Annotated in this window: 18 protein-coding genes; 11 read left to right on the top strand and 7 right to left on the bottom strand. The window is 40.6% G+C overall.

Features of this window, described 5'->3' with window-relative positions; genetic code table 11:
* Position 1 precedes the first annotated feature (1 nt).
* Together fadA and tusA are read left to right on the top strand one after the other, a co-directional pair.
* Entirely contained in the window at positions 2–1,171 is a 1,170-nt protein-coding gene (gene fadA, locus CWC16_RS13870) for an acetyl-CoA C-acyltransferase FadA (protein WP_055016201.1), read from the top strand.
* Between the two features lie 249 nt (positions 1,172–1,420).
* Positions 1,421–1,660: a sulfurtransferase TusA gene (gene tusA, locus CWC16_RS13865; RefSeq protein WP_104641681.1), complete on the top strand. Its 240-nt coding sequence runs from the start codon at positions 1,421–1,423 to the stop codon at positions 1,658–1,660.
* 226 nt (positions 1,661–1,886) lie between these two features.
* Here the strand turns inward: tusA and CWC16_RS13855 are convergent, their stop codons facing one another.
* The 7 genes from CWC16_RS13855 to dnaA all read right to left on the bottom strand — a co-directional run bounded on the left by CWC16_RS13855 (position 1,887) and on the right by dnaA (position 11,579).
* A complete protein-coding gene (locus tag CWC16_RS13855; protein ID WP_138541945.1) occupies positions 1,887–2,336 on the bottom strand; it encodes an early set domain-containing protein in 450 nt (149 codons plus the stop codon).
* Positions 2,337–2,407: 71 nt separating this feature from the next.
* Entirely contained in the window at positions 2,408–4,477 is a 2,070-nt protein-coding gene (gene glyS, locus CWC16_RS13850) for a glycine--tRNA ligase subunit beta (RefSeq protein ID WP_138541944.1), read from the bottom strand.
* Positions 4,478–4,479: 2 nt separating this feature from the next.
* The gene (glyQ, locus tag CWC16_RS13845) at positions 4,480–5,382 is read right to left on the bottom strand and encodes a glycine--tRNA ligase subunit alpha (RefSeq protein WP_138541943.1); all 903 of its coding nucleotides are present in this window, start codon (positions 5,380–5,382) and stop codon (positions 4,480–4,482) included.
* A 140-nt stretch (positions 5,383–5,522) separates the two neighbouring features.
* A complete protein-coding gene (gene gyrB, locus CWC16_RS13840; RefSeq protein WP_138541942.1) occupies positions 5,523–7,949 on the bottom strand; it encodes a DNA topoisomerase (ATP-hydrolyzing) subunit B in 2,427 nt (808 codons plus the stop codon).
* Between the two features lie 12 nt (positions 7,950–7,961).
* Positions 7,962–9,056: a DNA replication/repair protein RecF gene (gene recF / locus CWC16_RS13835; protein WP_024032132.1), complete on the bottom strand. Its 1,095-nt coding sequence runs from the start codon at positions 9,054–9,056 to the stop codon at positions 7,962–7,964.
* A gap of 14 nt (positions 9,057–9,070) precedes the next feature.
* Complete coding sequence (gene dnaN, locus CWC16_RS13830) at positions 9,071–10,174, bottom strand: DNA polymerase III subunit beta (protein WP_004588058.1); 1,104 nt, start codon at positions 10,172–10,174, stop codon at positions 9,071–9,073.
* A gap of 13 nt (positions 10,175–10,187) precedes the next feature.
* Entirely contained in the window at positions 10,188–11,579 is a 1,392-nt protein-coding gene (gene dnaA, locus CWC16_RS13825) for a chromosomal replication initiator protein DnaA (protein ID WP_138541941.1), read from the bottom strand.
* 616 nt (positions 11,580–12,195) lie between these two features.
* Between dnaA and rpmH the strand changes: the two genes are divergently transcribed.
* The 9 genes from rpmH to CWC16_RS13780 all read left to right on the top strand — a co-directional run bounded on the left by rpmH (position 12,196) and on the right by CWC16_RS13780 (position 21,411).
* Positions 12,196–12,330: a 50S ribosomal protein L34 gene (gene rpmH / locus CWC16_RS13820; protein ID WP_004335215.1), complete on the top strand. Its 135-nt coding sequence runs from the start codon at positions 12,196–12,198 to the stop codon at positions 12,328–12,330.
* A 7-nt stretch (positions 12,331–12,337) separates the two neighbouring features.
* The gene (gene rnpA, locus CWC16_RS13815; protein WP_029772813.1) at positions 12,338–12,763 is read left to right on the top strand and encodes a ribonuclease P protein component; all 426 of its coding nucleotides are present in this window, start codon (positions 12,338–12,340) and stop codon (positions 12,761–12,763) included.
* A 125-nt stretch (positions 12,764–12,888) separates the two neighbouring features.
* Complete coding sequence (gene yidD, locus CWC16_RS13810; protein ID WP_004588061.1) at positions 12,889–13,164, top strand: membrane protein insertion efficiency factor YidD; 276 nt, start codon at positions 12,889–12,891, stop codon at positions 13,162–13,164.
* Between the two features lie 8 nt (positions 13,165–13,172).
* Positions 13,173–14,807 (top strand): membrane protein insertase YidC, encoded by a 1,635-nt coding sequence (yidC, locus tag CWC16_RS13805; RefSeq protein WP_138541940.1) that lies wholly within the window; start codon positions 13,173–13,175, stop codon positions 14,805–14,807.
* A 135-nt stretch (positions 14,808–14,942) separates the two neighbouring features.
* Positions 14,943–16,307, top strand: coding sequence for a tRNA uridine-5-carboxymethylaminomethyl(34) synthesis GTPase MnmE (mnmE, locus tag CWC16_RS13800; RefSeq protein ID WP_055018543.1), 1,365 nt, complete (start codon positions 14,943–14,945; stop codon positions 16,305–16,307).
* A gap of 902 nt (positions 16,308–17,209) precedes the next feature.
* Positions 17,210–17,659 carry an FMN-binding protein MioC gene (gene mioC / locus CWC16_RS13795; RefSeq protein ID WP_055016211.1) on the top strand — a complete coding sequence of 150 codons (450 nt, stop codon included), beginning with the start codon at positions 17,210–17,212 and terminating at the stop codon, positions 17,657–17,659.
* Positions 17,660–18,085: 426 nt separating this feature from the next.
* A complete protein-coding gene (gene mnmG, locus CWC16_RS13790; RefSeq protein ID WP_138541939.1) occupies positions 18,086–19,975 on the top strand; it encodes a tRNA uridine-5-carboxymethylaminomethyl(34) synthesis enzyme MnmG in 1,890 nt (629 codons plus the stop codon).
* 15 nt (positions 19,976–19,990) lie between these two features.
* Entirely contained in the window at positions 19,991–20,611 is a 621-nt protein-coding gene (gene rsmG, locus CWC16_RS13785; protein ID WP_138541938.1) for a 16S rRNA (guanine(527)-N(7))-methyltransferase RsmG, read from the top strand.
* Between the two features lie 14 nt (positions 20,612–20,625).
* Positions 20,626–21,411, top strand: coding sequence for a ParA family protein (locus CWC16_RS13780; protein ID WP_004588067.1), 786 nt, complete (start codon positions 20,626–20,628; stop codon positions 21,409–21,411).
* Positions 21,412–21,425: the final 14 nt, after the last annotated feature.

Genomic DNA, 21,425 nt, shown 5'->3' with positions numbered 1-21,425 from the left:
CATGAATAATCCAGTAATTGTAGATTGTATCCGCACACCAATGGGTCGCTCAAAAGGCGGCGTATTTAAAAACAAACGTGCGGAAGATTTAAGTGCTCACCTTATGAAAGGGTTATTAGAGCGCAACCCAGCAGTTGACCCTGCATCAATTGACGATATTTATTGGGGCTGTGTACAGCAAACACTAGAGCAAGGCTTTAACGTTGCACGTAACGCCTCGTTACTTGCGGGTATTCCACACTCTGTACCTGCTACAACCGTTAACCGTTTATGTGGCTCGTCAATGCAAGCATTGCATGACGCAGCACGCGCTATTATGACAGGCGCTGGCGACACTTACCTAATTGGTGGTGTTGAGCATATGGGTCATGTTCCTATGACTCACGGTAACGACTTTCACCCTGGCTTAGCAACTTCAATTGCACAAGCATCTGGCTCTATGGGTTTAACTGCAGAATACCTTGCGACTATCCACGGTATTAGCCGCCAGCAGCAAGACGAATTTGCATACCGCTCACATCAACGTGCACATGCTGCAACAGTTGAAGGCCGTTTCCGCCGCGAAATTTTAGCAATGGAAGGTCACGCAGCTGATGGCTCACTTATTTTAGTTGAAGATGATGAAGTAATTCGCCCTGAAACAACGGTAGAAGGTTTATCTCAGCTTCGCCCAGTATTTAACCCTGCTTCTGGCTCGGTTACTGCGGGTACATCTTCTGCACTTTCTGATGGCGCATCAGCGATGTTAGTAATGAGCGAAGAAAAAGCAAAAGAACTTGGCTTACCAATTCGTGCACGCGTTAAAGCAATGGCTGTTGCCGGTTGCGATCCATCAATCATGGGTTACGGCCCAGTACCAGCAAGTAAAAAAGCACTTGCACAAGCAGGTCTTACTATTGATGACATTGACGTAGCAGAGCTTAACGAAGCATTTGCGGCACAATCACTGCCTGTACTTAAAGACTTAGGTTTAGCAGACGTGGTTGATGAAAAAGTGAATTTAAACGGCGGCGCAATCGCACTTGGTCATCCACTAGGTTGTTCGGGTTCGCGTATTAGCACCTCGCTTATCCACTTAATGGAAGATAAAAATGCAAAATACGGTTTAGCCACTATGTGTATTGGTTTAGGCCAAGGCATCGCGACTGTATTTGAACGTGTTCAAGACTAAGTATTAACTTAAACATGTAAACCATCTTGGTGATTAAAAAGGCGAACTAGCGCAAGTTAGTTCGCCTTTTTTTATACCACCAGCTTATTGCTGATATGAATAATGTGATCGGGTGTATTAAATTTAAACCAGATTATTTTTTACTGTATTACGCTTACCCGTTATATGCAAAACAGTTAACCAAACAGATTAATTGCGCTAAACTACCCGACCTAACCAAGCCGCGACTATTTTTACAGGTAACTTTTTATGAGCTTTGATAACCCCGATCACCAATTAGACGCCATGGGCCTACGCTGCCCAGAACCTGTAATGATGATACGCGCTGCTATTCGTAAAATTAATGAGGGTGAAACACTGCTTATTATTGCCGACGACCCTTCAACCACTCGCGATATTCCAAGCTTTTGTACGTTCATGGATCACACGCTGGTGGCTAAAGATGTTGAAGAAGCACCGTATAGGTATGTGGTGAAGAAAGGGCTTTAAGATTTGAAAGTTAGTTGGTTTTTAATATTTAACGCATCGTCAAGAGCATAAGCCAGATGTAGGTTGGGTTGAGTTTTACGAAACCCAACGAATTTGATAACCACCAGCACAGTTCTATTCGCCGCATATGTTGGATTTCGTTTCACTCTAACCAACCTACGACATCCTTGTCACAAATCTATATGCCCACTCGGGCAGCTAAAAGCTGACAGCTCCCAACTAATAGCTATTTCTTCGTTATCGTCACTTTCGGCTTATCATAATCACTGTAATCAATGCTTACTATGTACGTGCCTTTTATTGCGGGTGTATAGCTAAAGTAATTATAAATAGTATTACAGTCTGCAAGTACAGATTGGCCGAGCGTTAGTTTTTGCCCTGCCGGTTGGGCATCGCTGTAGCCGCAGTTGTAGCCTTCACTAAAATCGGCGTCGGCTATTTTAAATTCGTACACTTTACCCGGGGTACTAAATTTAACTTCTGCTTGGTAAAGCGCGCCGCCCACAGGCATAAATTGGTACTGAGGTTCTGCGTCCCAAAGCGTAAAGTCGCCTCTTAGGTAAATTGTTTTATCCAATTCTTGTTGTGGCAGCACATCGTTAATAGACACCTGGCTAGTACATGCGGTTAGTAAGCTGGCAATAGCAAGCGTTAAAATTCGTTTCATTGGCATCATTAATTGAAGTCCTTTGTTCTGTTAAACTAAAAAGCCAGCAAAACGCTGGCTTTCTATTGGCTTAAGCAGTGTTATTTTTGCAGTACAGATATATCTGCAATATCTAAAAATAAGCGGCTTAACTGGCTTAATAGCGCAAGGCGATTTTGCTTTACAGCTTCATCGTCGGCCATAACCATGACGTTGTCAAAAAAGTTATCAACACTTTGACGGATACCGGCTAATTGGCTCAATGCCTCTTGGTAGTTTCCATCAGCGTAAAGTGGTGCAAGCTCAGTCGCAAATTTTGCCACTTGTGATGCTAATACTTTTTCGGCGTCGTCGCTTAATAAGCTCTCATCAACATCACCCTGGTTAGTAATATTGTTTTTAGCCAGAATGTTACCTACACGCTTATTAGCCGCTGCAAGCGCTTCTGCTTCGTCTAATGTACGGAAATGGCTTACCGCTTTAACACGGCGGTCAAAATCAACAGGTTTCGTTGGGCGGCGTGCAAGCACAGCTTGAATTACGTCTACTTCAATGCCTTCATCTTGATACCATGCGCGGAAACGCCCTAGCATAAAATCAAATACATCCGTTGATACATTTAGATTAGTTAACTTATCGCCAAACAATGTTTGTGCTTTTGCTACTAGGTCTAAAATATCCAGTGGTAGTTCTTTTTCTACCATGATACGCAGTGCACCAATGGCTGCACGACGAAGCGCAAATGGGTCTTTGTCGCCTTTTGGTGCTTGGCCTATACCAAAAATACCCACCAGCGTATCAAACTTATCAGCAATAGCGACTGCACAGCTAATTAGGTTTGTAGGTAGGTTATCACCTGCAAAGCGTGGCATGTATTGCTCGTTTTGTGCAATAGCTACATCTTCTGCCTCGCCATCAAAGCGTGCATAGTGCATACCCATTACACCTTGTACGTCGGTAAATTCCATTACCATTTCGGTCATTAAGTCAGTTTTACTTAATAGGCCGGCACGTTTTGCAAGGTCTTTGTCGGCACCTAGTTGCTCTGCAATGTAGCCAGCAAGTTCGCTAATACGTACAGATTTATCTTTAAGCGTACCTAACTGCTTTTGGAATAAAACAGTATCAAGTGACTCTAGTCGGCTTTCTAGGGTTTTCTTTTTATCAGTCTCAAAGAAGAACTGCGCATCAGCTAAACGTGGGCGCACTACTTTTTCGTTACCTGAAATAACCACGCTTGGATCTTTACTTTCGATGTTAGATACAAACAAAAACTTATTTAAAAGTTTGCCGTCTTGATCTAATAGCGGGAAGTATTTTTGATCGTCCTTCATGGTGTAAATTAGTGCTTCGGCAGGTACATCTAAAAATGCCTCTTCAAATGTTGCCGTTAACGTTACTGGCCACTCTACCAGTGATGTTACTTCTTCTAATAAGTCTTCATCCATTGCAACAACCGCATTCACTGCGCTTGCAGCGTCTTCTATTTGTGCACGAATTAGCGCTTTACGTTGTTCGTAATCAGCAATAACGTAGGCAGATTTTAATACGTCGAACACGTCATCTGCGTGGTTAATGGTGATTTTTTCTGGGTGGTGAAAACGGTGGCCTTGTAACTGGTTAGTTACTTGCTTACCTAAAATTTCGCCTTCAATAAGTTCATCACCAAATAAAATAGTGACGGTATGAACTGGACGAATAAATTGTGTTTTATTCGCGCCCCAACGCATCGGCTTAGGAATTGGTAGCTTTGCTAATGACTTTGCAATGGCATCGCTCATTAGGGTTTTAGTTTCTTGCCCTGCTACTTTAGCAATATGTAAAAGCCAAGCGCCTTTATCGGTCTCGAGAGTTTGTGCTTCACTTACCTCAATACCACAACCACGTGCCCAACCCATTGCTGCTTTCGTTGGGTTACCTTCGCTATCGAACGCTGCTTTCGTTGCAGGGCCGCGCTTTTCAACTTCTTTATCTTGCTGCTTAGCTTCAAGCGCTTTTACTTGTAAACCTAAACGACGAGGCGATGCATACCAGCTTACACCTTCATGCCCAAGCTCTAGTGTCTCAAGCTCAGCTGTTAGGTTTGCGGCAAAGGCTTCTGCTAATTTACGCAGTGCTTTTGGTGGCAGCTCTTCGGTGCCAATTTCTACTAATAAATTTTGTGCTGACATGCTTACTTATCCTTACACAGCGGGAAACCAAGCGCTTCACGTGCATCGTAATAACTTTGTGCACATGCTTTTGATAACGCTCTTACACGTAAAATATAACGTTGACGCTCAGTAACCGAAATTGCATGGCGCGCATCTAATAAGTTAAATGCATGCGATGCTTTCATTACTTGCTCGTATGCAGGTAGTGGTAAATTTGCTTCAATTAGCTTTTGGCTTTCTGCTTCACATTTATCAAACTGTGCAAATAAGTCATCTACGTTTGCGTGTTCAAAGTTGTAAGTAGATTGTTCTACTTCATTTTGATGGAATACATCGCCGTAAGTTACACGCCCTAATGGACCATCTGCCCATACTAGGTCGTAAATACTGTCTACACCTTGAATGTACATTGCTAAACGCTCTAGGCCGTAAGTAATTTCACCGGTTACAGGAGAGCACTCTAAGCCCCCTACCTGCTGAAAGTAAGTAAACTGCGTTACTTCCATACCATTTAGCCAAATCTCCCAACCTAAGCCCCATGCGCCTAGCGTTGGTGATTCCCAGTTATCTTCTACGAAGCGAATTTCGTGCGTTAGGGTATCAATACCCATTGCTTCTAGTGAGCCTAGGTAAAGCTCTTGAATGTTATCTGGTGATGGCTTTAAAACTACCTGAAATTGGTAGTAATGTTGTAAGCGGTTTGGGTTTTCACCGTAGCGGCCATCGGTAGGACGACGACACGGTTGCACGTATGCGCTCGACATTGGCTCAGGGCCAATAGATTTTAAGAATGTTTGCGGGTGAAATGTCCCTGCGCCCACTTCCATATCAAGTGGTTGAATAATGACACAGCCTTGCTGTGCCCAATAATCCTGTAAAGCCAGGATCAAACCTTGAAAGGTTTTAACGTCATATTTTTGCATATTTGGCTTTTTACTATCTGAAAGTAGCGTGAAAATTACCCTCAGTATACCTTGTGCACACGCAGGTTTTAAGCAGTTTGTGCGGTTGTTAAAATAAAAAAGGAGCCATTAGGCTCCTTTTAAGATATAAGTATAATTTTTTATACGTCTAGGTTAACTACGCGAAGAGCGTTCGTTTCAATAAAGTCACGGCGTGGCTCTACTTGATCGCCCATTAAGGTTGCAAACAATTGATCCGCCGCTACAGCATCTTCAATTGTAACCTGTAGCATGCGTCGTGCTGAAGGATCCATGGTTGTTTCCCAAAGCTGATCAGGGTTCATTTCACCTAACCCTTTATAGCGCTGAATGTAGATCCCGCGCTTAGATTCTGCGATCAACCACTCTAAAGCATCCACAAAGTTATCAACAGGTTTTGTTTTCTCACCACGTTGAATATATGCGCCTTCATCAAGGATGTTAGCAATGTTAGTACCAGTCACAGCAATGCGTTGGTAGTCGCGCGAGGCAATAAAGTCATAGTGTAATACATGGGCTTTATCAACACCGTGCTGACGAATATTCACAACCGGGAAGTACAAGTTACGCTCTGCATCGTGCTCTGTGCCAGCATGGAAAATTGTTGCATCTTCATCACGTGCTATTAAGTCATCAACAAGCTCTTTAGTCCACTCAATTACTTTAGCTTCGTTAGATAAATCTTCTACTTTTAACTCGCTTTGGTAAATCAAACGTTCCATCACCGTGTTAGGGTATTTACGTTTTAAACGTTCAATGACTTTAACTGTGTTTTGGTAATCTTGTACTATTTGCTCAAGCGCTTCGCCTTCAATCGCACTTGCATTTTCGCTTGTGTAAAGCGCTGCATTATTTAGTGCAAGTGATGTTAGGTAGTCTACAAGCGCAGGATCGTCTTTAATATAACGCTCTTGCTTACCTTTTTTCACTTTATAAAGTGGCGGTTGTGCAATGTAAATGTATCCACGCTCAACAATTTCTGGCATCTGGCGGTAAAAGAACGTTAATAGCAATGTACGAATGTGAGAGCCATCCACGTCAGCATCGGTCATGATTATGATGCTGTGATAACGCAGTTTTTCTGGGTCATATTCATCACGGCCAATACCACAACCTAGTGCCGTAATTAGCGTTGCTACTTCTTGTGAAGAAAGCATTTTGTCAAAGCGTGCTTTCTCTACGTTCAAGATTTTACCTTTAAGTGGCAAAATTGCTTGGTTTTTACGATTACGACCCTGCTTGGCTGAACCGCCAGCTGAGTCACCCTCCACTATGTATAGTTCAGATAATGAAGGGTCTTTTTCTTGGCAGTCTGCTAATTTACCAGGTAAACCTGCTAAATCCATAGCGCCTTTACGACGAGTCATTTCACGAGCTTTACGTGCGGCTTCACGTGCTCGTGCTGCATCAATAATTTTACCAACAACAATTTTGGCATCCATTGGGTTTTCTAATAAGAAATCAGAAAACTTTTCAGCCATTGCTTGCTCAACCGCAGATTTAACTTCGCTTGATACTAGCTTGTCTTTAGTTTGTGATGAGAACTTAGGATCAGGTACTTTAACACTTACAACCGCTGTTAAGCCTTCACGCGCATCATCGCCCGTTGCGTTGCTGGTTGTTTTAGCTTTTTTATTAAAGCCTTCTTTTTCCATGTAGTTATTAAGTGTACGTGTAAGCGCAGATCTAAAGCCGGCTAAGTGAGTACCACCATCACGTTGTGGAATATTATTAGTAAAACAGTAAATGTTTTCCTGGAAGCCATCGTTCCACTGCATTGAAACTTCTACGCTAATACCATCTTCTTCACGCTCGTGAGTAAAGTGGAATACACCTTTATGTACTGGTGTTTTATTGCGGTTTAAGTATTCAACAAACGCTTGGATACCGCCATCATATTTAAAGTGGTCGGTTTTATTTTCTTCGCGTTCATCAGTTAAGATGATACTTACACCTGAATTCAAAAACGATAGCTCGCGTAAACGCTTAGCTAAAATATCGTAATGAAAATCTAGATTTGTAAATGTCTCAGCACTCGGCCAAAAACGTAGTTCTGTACCTGTTGTGTCAGCGTCGCCAATAATAGCTAATGGTGCGTTAGGTACGCCCATGCTGTAAGTTTGCTCGTGTAGTTTGCCTTCACGACGAATAGTAAGTGTTAGTTTTTCTGATAATGCATTTACTACTGATACACCAACACCGTGTAAGCCACCTGATACTTTATAAGAGTTATCGTCAAACTTACCACCAGCATGAAGTACCGTCATGATAACTTCGGCAGCAGACACACCTTCTTCTTCATGGATAGAAGTTGGGATACCACGGCCATTATCTCTTACCGAGACTGAACCGTCTAAGTGAATCGTTACATAAATATCATCACAATGACCTGCTAAGGCTTCATCGATAGAGTTATCAACGACCTCAAACACCATGTGGTGTAAGCCTGTGCCATCATCGGTGTCCCCTATATACATTCCAGGACGCTTTCTAACTGCGTCTAATCCTTTAAGTACTTTAATACTCGACGAATCGTAATTCTCAGACATGGTTAATCCCACTTATCTTGTTATTAGGTTGCCATGTTTCACGTGGAACATTTGTAGTTCTCGTTGCATGGGTTCCACCACAGCAGAAATACTTTCAGACAAAATTGAAGAGATAAAAATTTGAGAACTGCAATGAGCCAATAATTGCCCCACTTTCTCTTTTGTATCTTCGCCTAACTCTGAAGGTAGATCATCTATTAGCAATATAGATTGCTTATCTGTCTCTGACTCAATTAAACTATTTTGCGTTACTTTTAACGCATAAAGCAATAACTTCAATTGACCGCGCGAAAACGTATTTTCTACACTGTTGCCAGCGACACTAAAACTAAAATCGGCCTTATGAGGACCTTTACTAGTAAAACCTTGGCGAGCGTCTCGCTCAAAGTTTTGCTCTAATGCATCACTTAAAGACTCGCTGTCTTTCCAGCCTGCATTAAAGTTGATTTCTAAATCGCGTATAAGCGTTAATTCTGCACACATTTTATCAAAAAACTGCTGCTTAAACCTACTTATATACGCCATTCTTAATTTATTTATTTGTTCTGCCAGTCTAACAAATTCTTTGTCCCAAAACCTAATTTGGTCAAAATAATTCTTTGGCTTACTTTTTAAAAGTGCATTGCGTTGTTTAAGTACTTTATTAAACGATTGCCATAAATAAAAAAACTCATGTTCCACGTGGAACAAACCCAGATCTAAAAATTTACGTCGCTCTTTTGGGCCACCAAAAAACAATGAATAGCTTTCGGGTGTAATAATTTGCACAGGCATTAACTGTGCAAGCTCAGAGATTTTTCTACTGGCTTTCCCTTGTATTTTTAAATTAGTTTCACCGCTTTGGGTTTTACTAATCCCAATAGGAATTGACAAGTCGTGTAGCGCTTTGCGGCCATGTATTACAAACTGATCTTGCTGATGTTGAATAATACTTTTATGTTTAGGTGTTCGAAAAGATTTGCCATGAGAAAGGTAATAAATAGCCTCTAAAAGGCTGGTTTTTCCGCTGCCGTTTTCACCATAAATTATATTAACGCCGTTGACTGGTTCTAGCGTCAGTGCCTCAATATTACGAAAATACTTGAGGCTCAAGTGACTTAAACTCATTTATAATGGGTATCTTATAATCGCATAGGCATAACCACGTACATTGCCTCTTCATCGCCCGCACCTTCAATAAGTGCACTGCTGTTAGAATCAGCTAATGTAAATAGTACATCTTCTGTTTTTAATGTATTTAGTACATCTAATACATACGACACATTAAAACCAATTTCTAGCTCATCACCCTCGTACATTACTTCTACTATTTCCTCAGCCTCTTCTTGCTCAGGATTATTAGCCGTAATTTTAAGTAAGCCGTTAGCTAAGTTTAGGCGTACACCTCTAAACTTTTCGTTTGATAAAATAGACACACGTTGAAACGCATTACGTAACCACTCGCGGTTAGCAGTAATCACTTTATCTCCACCACGTGGTAATACACGGCGGTAATCCGGGAAACGGCCATCTACTAACTTACTTGTAAAAGTAAATTCCACATCGATAATACGAATATGGTTAGCGCCAAATTGAATAGTAACTAATTCTTCATCGGCCACCATAAGGCGCATAATTTCTTGCACACCTTTGCGCGGTATGATTAATTGGCGCTGCGTATTTAACGATTGACCTAATTCTTTTTGCGCTATTGCCAAACGGTGGCCATCGGTCGCCACTGTTTTAATGTCAGTATTATCAACTTCAAACGACATGCCATTTAAATAGTAACGCACATCTTGATTTGCCATCGAAAAATGCGTGCTTTCAAGCAACTTGCGTAGCTCTAAACGCGTTAGTTGAAACTCTACCTCGCCATCCCATTGCTCTAAATTAGGAAAGTCTTCCGCGGCAAGTGTAGTCAATGAAAAGCGGCTTTTACCACTGGTTAATAGCAGTTGGTGCTCTTGTAAGCTCAATGTGAGCTCAGAGCCATCTGGTAGGCTTTTACAAATATCGAGTAATTTTTTAGCAGGTAGCGTTAATTTTGTATCAGCAATATCATCACCAACAAAAACACCTGCAACGAGTTCAATTTCAAGGTCTGTACCTGTCATTGAAAGTTGCCCGTTTTCTACCACTAACAATACATTAGATAATATAGGTAACGTATGTTTACGTTCAATCGCACCCGATACTTGCACTAATGGCTTTAAAAATTGTTCTCTTGAAATGGTTATTTGCATAATAAAGTCAGCCCTAAGATGACAACGTTCTTATTAAATTTTGATAATCTTCTTTTATTTCGTGGCTTTCATCACGTAGTGATTTAACCTTACGACACGCATGTAATACGGTGGTGTGGTCACGCCCACCAAATGCGTCACCAATCTCAGGTAAGCTGTGATTAGTTAATTCTTTAGATAATGCCATAGCTACCTGACGCGGCCTTGCGATAGAGCGGCTGCGGCGCTTAGATAACAAGTCAGACACACGTATTCTGTAATACTCAGCCACGGTGCGTTGTATGTTATCTATAGTGACAAGTTTGTCTTGTAGTGCCAACAAATCGCGCAATGCTTCTTTCACAAAGTCGATAGAAATCGGACGACCGGTAAAATTAGCATTAGCTATTACACGATTAAGGGCGCCCTCTAATTCGCGTACGTTTGAACGTAATTTTTTAGCGATAAAAAAGGCAACTTCGTGCGGTAAGTTAATTTTACTCTGCTGCGCTTTTTTCATTAAAATAGCAACGCGCGTTTCAAGTTCTGGCGGCTCTATCGCAATCGTTAAACCCCAACCAAAACGTGATTTAAGCCTGTCTTCTACGCCCTCAATTTCTTTTGGGTAGCGATCAGAGGTTAAAATAATTTGCTGATTACCCTCTAATAATGCGTTAAAGGTGTGAAAAAACTCTTCTTGCGAGCGCTCTTTATTAGCAAAAAATTGAATATCATCAATCATTAGCGCATCTACACTACGGTAATAACGTTTAAATTCTTCGATGGCGTTATTTTGTAGTGCTTTTACCATGTCTTGCACAAAACGCTCAGAATGCATGTAAACAATTTTAGCATCGGGCTTGTTTGCCATAATGCCATTACCTACTGCATGTAATAAGTGAGTTTTACCTAAGCCTGTGCCACCGTAAATAAATACTGGGTTAAAGGCAGAGCCAGGGTTATCTGCAACTTGTGTTGCAGCCGCTTTTGCTAGCTGGTTAGATTTACCCTCAACAAAACTGTCAAAGGTATAGTTTTCTTTTATATTAGATTTATAGCCCGATTTAGGCGCAGGCTCTACTGGTGTTTTTTGCTCTACAGGTTGCTGTTTAGCAGGTGCCTGTGAACTAGGTGATGCAGGGGCTTCAACACTTGGCGCCGCCGCTTGAGTATTGAGTAGTGGTTTACTACCTACATCAAAACGTAATTCGGGCGCTTCATCACCACAAATTTCTACCAGTAACTCATTAATACGGTTTAAATACTTTTCTCTTACCCAATCAAGAACAAAGCGATTAGGTGCGTAAATCGTTAAGGTATCTTCGGTACTTTCTGCTTGTAGCGGTCTTACCCACATACTGAATTGTTGCGAAGGCAACTCATCTTGCAATACATATAAACAACTTTGCCAAACCGACAGATACACAGTTAAACTCCCAGAGGTATAATTTTTATTCCCGCACATCAATAATGATTAAAAATCATGCATTTATTGCGTTTAATTGGCCAGCTACGCGACCCAAGACCGCGTATTATGAAGACACTTTATCCACAAGTAAAAGATTGATTTTTATAAAATTGTTGATATCAGTGTATAAATATCTTAATAGACTGATTTATATCGACTTTTATTTTAAAGCCAGATAACAGATCATAACAAGAACACAGGCAGATCGCGAACCAATTTTACGATCTAAATGAGTTTTCCCATGCTTTTATTCACTTTTTAAACATCAGCTGTGGAAAACTTCTTTATTATGATGATCCTAGTTGATCACCCTACTTTATTACGATCCACATTCTTTTAGTCGCTCCAGGCTATTAATTCACCTTTTTGCATAAAAGCAGACCATTTTGCTTTAAATTTAATCCATAAATATCAAGCCAGCGCACAAAAAATGTAATAAACACGGTGTTTACAGCGCAATTATCATTGACTTTAAAGTGCTTAATCTATAATATCTCGCGCTCGCAATGGCACCTGTGCCAGGATCGCGACCTGCATAGGATGTTTTAACTTTAACCGATCGGATGAGATTGTTATGAAAAGAACTTTTCAACCTAGCGTTTTAAAACGCAAACGTGCACACGGCTTCCGTGCTCGCATGGCAACTGTAAATGGCCGTAAAGTATTAGCACGTCGCCGCGCTAAAGGCCGCAAAGTACTTTCTGCTTAATATATAAGTGGAAGACTTTAGCTTTGGCAGGGAGTTACGTCTGTTAACTCCCTCGCATTACTCTCGCATATTTAATGAACCCGCTCGGGCTGCAACTCCTTTATTTACTCTTTTAGCTAAACCAAATGACCAAGATAAACCTAGGTTAGGACTTACTGTTGCTAAAAAACGTGTAAAAAAGGCATGCCAACGAAACCGTATTAAACGACTTGCTCGCGAAAGTTTTCGTTTAAATCAACACACCATCGATAATATTGATATTGTGCTTATGGTAAAAAGTGGCATTGACGAGCAGTCTAATGAAGAAATAACCAAGCAACTTACAAAATTGTGGCGCAAAATTAATGAACGCTGCAAACCGGGTGCACCAAAACCACCACCTTTTAAAAAGCGCCCTAACAAATCAGCTAAATCTAATAAACAAACCCGATAGCAATAGAATTACAGGGTTAATTAAGGTATCTTTAGCTCACCTTTTAATCATGCGTTTAAAACCTCTAATTGAGCCTTTAAATACATGGTATCTATTCACTAAATATACGCAGGGGCATAAACATCATGAGGTTACTTAAACCACTTGTTGCTATTCCAAAGCGGTGTTTAGTGTTATTTATCCGCGGTTATCAAATGTGGATAAGCCCACTACTAGGCCCGCATTGTCGTTTTAATCCAAGCTGCTCTCATTACGCTATTCAAGCAATTAATTTGCATGGATTTGTAAAAGGGAGTTGGTTAGCACTTAAACGCATATTAAAATGCCATCCTTTACATTCAGGCGGAGAAGACCCCGTTCCTGAAAAATTAACCCGTATTAACCACCAACACGAGAAATAAGAGCTGTTATGGAATCGCAACGCACGTTTTTATTAATCGGTTTAATGTTAGTGTCGTTTTTATTATTTCAAGAATGGAATAATGACTACAACACACCTAAAGCCGATCCTAGTGCCACTACACAAACACTAAACACAACGTCACCAGAGTCAGATGATTATATACCGTCATCGTCAGATTCAGGTTTACCAGCTTCGGCTACTGCTGCTAAGCGTTCAGTTGTTGACATTACGACTGACGTTTTCAACGTAAAAATCGACACCAAAGGCGGTGACATTGTTGAAGCAGACTTACTGCAATACGAAGAAGTAAAAGGTGAAGAAACACCATTTATGCTTCTAGGTGAGTTTGATGGCAATCAATACTTCTCACAAAGTGGTTTAATTGGTTTAAATGGCCCAGATGCATCAGCAAATGGTCGTCCTACTTACCAAGCAACGCAACAAGCTTACACGCTAAATGGTGATGAGTTACGTGTACCGCTTACCTATGTTGATAGTAACGGCGTAAGTTTTACTAAAACATATGTATTCAAAAAAGGTCAGTACGATGTAGACCTAGAGTACAGAGTAAACAACACAACAAGTGCGCCAGTACAAGTACAGCTATACACGCAAATTAAGCGTACCGTACAAGAAAAAGGCAGTTTAGTAGATCAAAACTATTTAGGTGCAGCTTACGGTACTGATGAAGAGTCGTACGAAAAATACAGCTTTTCAGATATGGCTGACAAAAACCTAAATAAAAATACCCAAGGCGGTTACGTAGCATTTATTCAGCATTACTTTGTAAGTGCATGGGTACCTAAGCAAGACGAAACACACACGCTTTACAGTTTAATTACTAAAAGTAATGCTGCGATTATTGGTACAAAAGCAGCGCCTGTAAATGTACAAGCCGGCAGTGAGCAAACACTCATTGCGACCTACTACATGGGCCCTAAAGAGTCTGACTTATTAGAAGCGCTTCATCCAGATTTAGACCTTACTGTAGATTACGGTTGGTTATGGTTTATTTCGCAGCCTTTATTTGTACTTCTTAAATGGTTACACAGCATTTTAGGTAACTGGGGTGTTGCTATTATTGCCATCACAATTATCGTCAAAACGTTGATGTACCCGCTTACTAAAGCGCAATATACATCAATGGCTAAAATGCGTGCCCTTCAGCCTAAAATGGCTGCCCTCAAAGAAAAATATGGTGATGACCGTCAAAAGTTCGGCCAAGCTACTATGGAAATGTACCGCAAAGAAAAAGTTAACCCTATGGGTGGCTGTTTCCCTATTTTGCTACAAATGCCTATTTTCTTAGCGCTATTTTACGTATTCTTAGAATCGACAGAACTACGTCATGCTGAATTTGTACTTTGGCTAACTGACCTTTCAACAAAAGACCCATACTACGTGTTACCAATATTGTTTGGTGCAAGTATGTTTGTAACGCAAAAGCTACAACCAATGACGGTTACCGATCCAATGCAACAAAAAATGATGACCTTTATGCCGGTTATCTTCTCTGTATTCTTCTTGTGGTTCCCATCTGGTTTAGTACTTTACTGGTTAGTGTCTAACCTTATTTCTATTGTCCAGATGCTTATCATCTACCGTGGCATGGAAAAGAAAGGTATTAAAGTAAGAGGCTAGCTTAACGGCTACTCATATAAAGGCGACTTAGGTCGCCTTTTTTATTGCCTATTTTTTACCACAGCTATTCGCTACCAATAAATGCATAGGTTACAATAGCGCCATTAAAGTTACTCTCGTTGGCAAATAAATAGCATGATCAATCAAGATACAATTGCAGCACAAGCAACCGCTCCCGGGCGTGGTGGCGTAGGTATAATTCGGGTTTCTGGCAGCCTTGCTAAAAGCGTGGCCGAAAAAATAATAGGTAAAGTACCTAAGCTTCGCTATGCCGACTACGTGCCTTTTAAAAGTTTAAGTGGTGAGCAACTTGACCAAGGTATCGCTATTTATTTTGCAGGCCCAAACTCATTTACCGGTGAAGACGTACTTGAACTGCAAGGTCACGGCGGCCCCGTTGTACTGGACATGCTATTAAAAGAAATTAGCCAAATAGAGGGGGTTCGTTTAGCTAAACCTGGAGAGTTTTCTGAGCGCGCTTTTATGAACGACAAGCTTGATTTAACCCAAGCAGAGGCTATAAGCGATTTAATAAATGCAACCTCAGAGCAAGCAGCTAAAAGCGCCCTACAGTCATTACAGGGTGAGTTTTCTAAACACATAGAAACCCTAGTAGAAAAAGTTATTCATTTACGTATGTATGTAGAGGCTGCCATTGACTTCCCTGACGAGGAAATTGACTTTTTATCCGATGGCAAAGTATCGGGTGATTTAGATGCCATCATCAGTCAATTAAACACAGTAACAAGCCAGGCTAAGCAAGGCAGTATTATGCGCGAAGGTATGCGTGTTGTTATTGCTGGGCGCCCTAATGCAGGTAAATCAAGCCTACTTAATGCCCTAGCAGGACGCGAAGCCGCCATAGTAACCGAAATAGCAGGTACTACTCGCGACGTACTACGGGAGCACATTCATATTGATGGCATGCCACTGCATATTATCGATACCGCAGGCCTACGTGAAAGCCCAGACCGTGTTGAACAAATAGGTATAGAGCGCGCGTGGGATGAAATAAACCAAGCTGACCGCGTGTTGTTTATGCTTGATGGCACCGACACCACCGACACCGACCCACACGCAATTTGGCCTGAATTTATGGCAAAATTACCGCAAGGTATGGGTGTTACTGTTATCAGAAATAAAGCCGATTTATCGGGCGATGCAGTAGGTATGGATGAAAACCAACAATATCCTGTAATTAGCTTAAGCGCTAAAAATGCCCAAGGTATAGAGCTTGTACGCGACCACTTAAAAGCCTGTATTGGTTTTCAGGGCGCTACAGAAGGTGGCTTTATGGCGCGCCGTCGCCATTTAGATGCACTCGAACATGCGGCCTATCACTTAGATACTGGTAAAACACAGTTAGAAATGCACGTAGCCGGCGAAATATTAGCCGAAGAGCTACGCTTAACGCAGCAGTACTTAAATGAAATAACCGGCGAATTTACCTCAGACGACCTACTAGGCAAAATATTTAGCTCGTTCTGTATTGGTAAATAAGTCGCTAAATCAGCATAAAATAACACTTACTTTAGGGCACATTTGTGCCCTTTTTTATGCTCGGTATAAAATTTAAAAAGCTAAAAAAAGGGCTAAAGTTAAATAAAAACGCGCCTAATTTTAGCGTTTACAACTCACCTATTTAATCTCTCATAATATAAAAAACACCAGGTAAAGCGTATAATTGGCGCTCTATATAGCTAAAAAAAAGTGCTGATATGGCGCTAAACGCTAAGCTTAAGTAGATCATTTTAGCTAAAGTTAGTGAGTTTATTAGTAAAAGTAACCGCTACTATTAACGCCCACGCTCCCATTTTTAATTGATCCACCAGCCAAACTCCCCGCCTAACATAAAAAATTAACGGAACTAATTAAAAATATTATCCACAATCGCCTACTTTATGGCTTATAAAACAAAAATAGCGGCGCATTTATACGCTTAAATAGTCACGATCTATATTAAAGTGTGGTTTATTACACTCAATTTCACTTTTTTAAGGCTGATCAGCTTAAAGAGATCGTTTTTAAAAATAATTTTTTGATCGCTTTTTGAGTTATCAACAAGATTACTATCCACATTATGATCAACCATAGGCTAGCTATATAAATTCATGCGCTGGTGGACTCACGTATAATAAAAAATCAATAACTTAGCTATATTTAGATCGTCTAAAAGCAGTAGTTAAGCAGAACTTTCCCCAACCTTATCAACAACTTGATCAGAAGATTACATTTAAATAGTTTTTGTTAACTCATTTAAATTCAATAGCTTATATATTGAATTTCAACAAAGAGTAAAAACAACTCAAAAATAGTTATACAAAATTACAAAGGTTTTCTTTACTGCAAGCCTAACTCAGTTATCATAGCGGGCAAATAAGTAATGTGTGATCAGTTTAAATATGAGTTCTGTAAATATAATCGTGGGTAGTCAAATGGGATCTGCAGAATATGTAGCAGAACAACTATGTGATGAGTTAAATAACCAAGGTATAAGTGCTGAACTACATGATCAACCTAATTTATCTGATATTGATCAACACAATACAATATGGCTTATATGCACATCGACCTATGGCGCGGGCGATTACCCCGACAACCTTTTACCCTTTATTGAGCAGCTAAATCAGCAAAGTGACTTGTCAGCAATTAAATACTCAGTCATTGGCTTAGGTGATACTAGCTACGACACCTATAACCTTGCTGGGCGCAATATAAATAGTTTAATGGCCAGCAAAGGCGCAAAATGCATAGCGCCAAGGCTTGAATTAAATATTCTTGATGAGGCATTACCCGAAGATACCGCGCTTGAGTGGTTAGACTCGTGGATAGAGAAAACACAATTAAAGTAATGTGATCGGTTAAAATGCATAAACAAAGTTACCCACAATTTACTAATAATTTAATAGATTTTGTGGATAACCGCTGATCAAACTGCATTTTTAAGCATGCTTATCCATGGGATAAGATCCAATCGATATTGGGCTGTGTATAAACCCCCTTTTTGATCAGAGCTTATTTGCCTGATGATCCGATCATATTAACACCTTTAGATCTGATCTAATTTTATGTTTTAAATGAATAAATAGAGCTTATCAACAGAAAACCCGATCACTAGTAGTAATAGTATTAAAAGATCTCTTTAAAAGATCCTTTATATTATAAGTGATCAGTGACTTAGATCTTGGCCACTGTTTAATCATTTATCTTCTGCTAATTTCTAGGTAGAATACGCTCCCTTTTGAAGTTTACTGGTTTGATTAAGTAGGATCCCATTAATGATTTTTCACGAAAAGTTTGACGTTATCGTAGTAGGTGGTGGACATGCAGGCACTGAAGCCTCATTGGCTGCTGCACGTATGGGGATGAATACCCTGCTGCTAACTCATAATATGGATACACTTGGTCAAATGTCTTGCAACCCTGCAATTGGTGGCATAGGCAAAGGCCATTTGGTTAAAGAAATTGATGCCCTTGGCGGTGCTATGGCACAAGCTATTGATAAAGGCGGTATTCAATTTCGTACCTTAAATTCTTCAAAAGGACCTGCTGTTCGCGCAACTCGAGCACAAGCTGATCGTGCTTTATACAAAGCAGCAATTCAAAACACCTTACAAAACCAAGAAAACCTAAAAATATTTCAGCAATCGTGTGATGATCTTATTGTTGAAAGTAACAAAGTTATTGGTGTAGTAACCCAAATGGGATTACGTTTTAGCGCACCAAGCGTTGTATTAACTGTAGGTACTTTCCTTGGTGGACAAATACATATTGGTTTGGAGAATTTTAAAGGTGGACGTGCAGGCGATCCCCCTTCAATTGCACTTGCTGATCGTTTACGTGAATTACCGTTTAGAGTAGACCGTTTAAAAACCGGTACTCCACCACGTATTGATGCCCGTACAGTTGATTTTAGCAAGATGCAAGAGCAACCAGGTGATGCACCTACACCGGTATTTTCGTTTATTGGTAAACAAAGCGATCACCCACAGCAAATACCGTGTTATATCACCTACACTAATGAAAAGACCCATGAGGTTATTCGTAACAATTTACATCGCTCGCCTATGTACTCTGGCGTAATTGAAGGCATTGGACCACGTTACTGCCCTTCAATAGAAGATAAAATTGTGCGCTTTGCTGATAAAGACAAACATCAAATATTTGTAGAGCCAGAAGGATTAACTTCTTATGAGCTTTACCCTAACGGTATTTCAACCAGCTTACCGTTTGATGTGCAGTTACAAATTGTGCAGTCGATAGATGGTTTTGAAAACGCACATATTTGTCGTCCTGGTTATGCTATTGAATACGACTTCTTTGACCCACGTGATTTAAAGCAGTCACTAGAAACTAAATTTATAGACGGATTATTCTTTGCAGGCCAAATAAATGGCACTACTGGTTACGAAGAAGCCGGTGCACAAGGTTTAATTGCCGGCATGAACGCCGCTTTACAAGTGCAAGGCAAAGACGCGTGGACTCCACGTCGTGATGAAGCCTATGTGGGCGTACTTATTGACGACTTAGCAACGCTTGGTACAAAAGAACCGTACCGCATGTTTACTAGCCGTGCAGAATACCGTTTATTACTGCGTGAAGATAACGCTGATATTCGCTTAACAGAAAAAGGCCGTGAACTTGGTTTAGTTAACGATGAGCGCTGGCAGGCATTTAATGAAAAAATGGAAGTGATCGAAAAAGAGAAACAGCGTATTAAAGAAACCTGGATCCATAAAGATCATGCTGTGGTTGATCAAGTAAACGCATTATTAAAAACACCGCTTACTCGTGAAGCAAGTTTAGAGGATCTACTTCGCCGTCCAGAAATTCGTTACGACGATTTAATGGCTATTGATGGATTAGGATCTGAGTTTACAAACCAAGCTGCACTTGAACAAGTTGAGATCCACACTAAATACGCAGGTTACATTGCGCGCCAGCAAGATGAGATCAATAAACAACTTCGTCATGAAGAAACCATTTTGCCTAAAGAGTTCGATTACTCAACGGTATCGGGTTTATCAAACGAGGTTGTTGCTAAGTTAACAGATGCGCGTCCAGACACTATTGGCCAAGCTTCTCGTATTTCTGGTATCACCCCAGCGGCGATTTCGCTATTATTAGTGTATCTGAAGAAGCAAGGCTTATTACGCAAAACTGCGTAACGGTAAAGGTAAACTGTGTTACAGCAACAATTATCAACATTGTTAGCGCAAACTGATATTGCGCTAACCGAAAAACAACAACAGCAATTAGTTAAATACGTTGAGTTACTAAACAAATGGAACAAAGCGTATAATTTAACGTCTGTGCGCTTACCAGAAGAAATGATGATTAAGCACATTATGGACAGCTTAGTTGTTGCATCTCATTTACCCGGTCATCATTATATTGATGTAGGCACAGGTCCTGGCTTACCGGGTATTGTGTTAGCTATTGCACTACCTGATACGCAATTTGTGTTGCTTGATAGTTTAGGCAAGCGTGTTCGCTTTTTAATGCAAGTTAAACATGAGCTTGGGCTAAATAATGTAACCCCAGTGCAGTCAAGAGTTGAAGAATATCAACCAAGTGTTAAATTAGATGGCGTACTCAGTCGTGCGTTTGCTTCACTGCAAGATATGGTTGATTGGTGTTCACACTTAATTGATCACTCAGGCAAATTTATTGCACTAAAAGGTGTGTTCCCTAGTGAAGAGCTAGAGTCGCTACCTGAGGGTGTAAAATTTGAAGAGAAAATCTCACTAGTAGTGCCTGAGCTTGATGCACAACGACATTTAATTATTCTTTCTAAAGACTAGGGATCAGAGACATAGTGGCAAAAGTCATCGCATTAGCAAATCAAAAAGGCGGCGTTGGTAAAACAACAACGGCTGTTAATCTCGCTGCATCTATGGCTGCAACGAAGCGTAAAGTGCTGTTAATAGATCTCGACCCCCAAGGCAACGCTACAATGGGTAGCGGTGTAGACAAGTATGGCGATGTTGCCACCATTTACGATTTACTCATTGAAGAAAAGCCAATGGATGAAGTGATAATCACTGAAACCTCGGGTGAGTATCATATGATAGCGGCCAACGGCGATGTGACCGCAGCCGAAGTAAAATTAATGGAATTGTTTGCACGCGAAGTTCGCCTTCGTAATGCGCTTGAAAAAATACAAGATAAATACGAATTTATTTTTATCGACTGCCCGCCTTCACTAAATATGTTAACAGTAAACGCCATGGCTGCTGCTGATTCTATTTTAGTACCAATGCAATGTGAATATTACGCGCTTGAAGGGTTAACTGCATTAATGGACACTATTACGCAACTTGCTAAGTTAGTTAACCCTAACTTACAAATCGAAGGCATTCTTCGTACTATGTACGATCCGCGTAATCGATTAGCAAATGACGTATCAGAACAATTAAAACAACATTTTGGCGATAAAGTATACCGCACCGTGATCCCACGTAATGTACGTCTTGCCGAGGCACCGAGTTTTGGTGCACCAGCAATGTACTACGACCGCGCATCAAGTGGTGCAAAAGCCTACTTAGCACTTGCGGGTGAAATGCTACGCAGAAAAGAAAAAACAGCGCCGGTAGTCGCCTAACTTTAAGGTAAAAA

It is taken from the genome of Pseudoalteromonas sp. S3776, from assembly GCF_005886915.1.
Classification (GTDB): domain Bacteria; phylum Pseudomonadota; class Gammaproteobacteria; order Enterobacterales; family Alteromonadaceae; genus Pseudoalteromonas.
Note: the sequence above shows the minus strand (reverse complement) of the source record. Positions and strands in the feature narration are given on the sequence as shown.

Coding starts and splice junctions, on each gene's coding strand:
- glyQ (WP_138541943.1), bottom strand. CDS start 5,382: ATGCAAAAATATGACGTTAAAACCTTTCAAGGTTTGATCCTGGCTTTA.
- rpmH (WP_004335215.1), top strand. CDS start 12,196: ATGAAAAGAACTTTTCAACCTAGCGTTTTAAAACGCAAACGTGCACAC.
- CWC16_RS13855 (WP_138541945.1), bottom strand. CDS start 2,336: ATGATGCCAATGAAACGAATTTTAACGCTTGCTATTGCCAGCTTACTA.
- tusA (WP_104641681.1), top strand. CDS start 1,421: ATGAGCTTTGATAACCCCGATCACCAATTAGACGCCATGGGCCTACGC.
- dnaN (WP_004588058.1), bottom strand. CDS start 10,174: ATGCAAATAACCATTTCAAGAGAACAATTTTTAAAGCCATTAGTGCAA.
- yidD (WP_004588061.1), top strand. CDS start 12,889: ATGAGGTTACTTAAACCACTTGTTGCTATTCCAAAGCGGTGTTTAGTG.
- mnmE (WP_055018543.1), top strand. CDS start 14,943: ATGATCAATCAAGATACAATTGCAGCACAAGCAACCGCTCCCGGGCGT.
- glyS (WP_138541944.1), bottom strand. CDS start 4,477: ATGTCAGCACAAAATTTATTAGTAGAAATTGGCACCGAAGAGCTGCCA.
- mnmG (WP_138541939.1), top strand. CDS start 18,086: ATGATTTTTCACGAAAAGTTTGACGTTATCGTAGTAGGTGGTGGACAT.
- fadA (WP_055016201.1), top strand. CDS start 2: ATGAATAATCCAGTAATTGTAGATTGTATCCGCACACCAATGGGTCGC.
- mioC (WP_055016211.1), top strand. CDS start 17,210: ATGAGTTCTGTAAATATAATCGTGGGTAGTCAAATGGGATCTGCAGAA.
- gyrB (WP_138541942.1), bottom strand. CDS start 7,949: ATGTCTGAGAATTACGATTCGTCGAGTATTAAAGTACTTAAAGGATTA.
- recF (WP_024032132.1), bottom strand. CDS start 9,056: ATGAGTTTAAGTCACTTGAGCCTCAAGTATTTTCGTAATATTGAGGCA.
- yidC (WP_138541940.1), top strand. CDS start 13,173: ATGGAATCGCAACGCACGTTTTTATTAATCGGTTTAATGTTAGTGTCG.